The following is a 696-nucleotide window of genomic DNA, read 5'->3' as shown; positions in this document are numbered from 1 at the left end:
GGTGGGGGAGGTGAGCGAGGTGTATGAGGTGAACGAGGTGCGTGAGGCGGACAGGGCGGGGGAGGCCGGCAAGGTGGAAGAAGTGCGGACGCGGAGGCTGGCGGCGGTGCCGGGGCGCGACCCCGGGCCGGTCCCGGGGCCGGGCCTGGGGCCGGTCCCGGCATCGACCTCGATTCCGGCCTCGATTCCGGCCTCCATTCCGGCTTTGACTCCGGCGTCGGCTCCGGCTCCGGCCTCCGCTCCGGTTCCCGCTCCGGTCCGGGACGGCCGGTCGGCTGGGGCGGGGCAGCGTTCCCCGGGGGCCGGGGCGGGCCGGCGTTCCCTTCGGGCCGCGCCGGAAGGCCGCCTTCGCACGGCGAGGGGTCCGGTCCGCCGGCCGGCGGGTGCGCAGGAATGCCCGGCGGGTGATCCGGAACGTCCGGCGGTCGCGCCCGTCCGGCGGCTCCGGGCCGCTGGCGCGGACGCCGGCGCGGGGGCGGGCGCGGACGTGGAGCGGGCCGCTCCGGACGCGGACGGCCCGGAGGGTGCCGGGGCCCGGGAACGGGCCGCGCACGGGCCGGCCGTGACTCCCGGCGCGTCCGACGCTCCCGCCACCTCCGTCAACCCTGCCGCCTCCGCTGTTCCCGTAACTCCTGCCACCTCCGCTGCTCCCGTCACCCCCACCACCCCCGTGCTGTACGTCCGGTTCCACCCGGC

The 696-nt window shown here is 78.9% G+C and carries 1 pseudogene; it reads left to right on the top strand.

Annotation, left to right across the window (positions count from 1 at the left end):
* Positions 1 to 487 precede the first annotated feature (487 nt).
* Positions 488 to 696: pseudogene (locus tag ACSNOK_RS33355) on the top strand (hypothetical protein); the annotation flags it as partial.

This window comes from Streptomyces sp. URMC 126 (assembly GCF_051386555.1).
In the GTDB taxonomy this organism is placed as follows: domain Bacteria; phylum Actinomycetota; class Actinomycetes; order Streptomycetales; family Streptomycetaceae; genus Streptomyces.
The sequence above is the reverse complement of the archived record's forward strand: the minus strand, read 5'-3'. Positions and strand labels throughout refer to the sequence as shown.